At 78.1% G+C, this 302-nt stretch carries 1 pseudogene; it reads right to left on the bottom strand.

The annotated features are described in order from the left end of the window. Positions 1-302: pseudogene (locus F0Q45_RS27125) on the bottom strand (PE family protein); the annotation flags it as partial.

Here is a 302-nt window from a genome sequence, read left to right as displayed (position 1 = left end):
CCCCGCCGGCACCGCCGTTGTCACCCGAACCGCCGGCTCCGCCGGTGCCGCCGTTGCCATAGGCACCGCCGGCCCCGCCAGTCCCACCGGCGCCACCGTCCCCGGGACCACTGAAGCCCAACCCGCCGGTGCCGCCGTTACCGCCGTTACCTGCAATGATGACGCCGGTCGCGCCGCTCGCGCCAGCAAGGGCGCCGGGTCCGCCGGGCGCCCCACCGGTACCGCCGACTCCCACGCCGACCGGGTCGCCACCCTTGCCGCCCTTACCGCCGGGCGACAGCGCGTCGAGGCCAGGCCCGCCG

The organism is Mycobacterium simiae (assembly GCF_008370645.1).
Taxonomy (GTDB): domain Bacteria; phylum Actinomycetota; class Actinomycetes; order Mycobacteriales; family Mycobacteriaceae; genus Mycobacterium; species Mycobacterium simiae_A.
The sequence above is the reverse complement of the archived record's forward strand: the minus strand, read 5'-3'. Positions and strand labels throughout refer to the sequence as shown.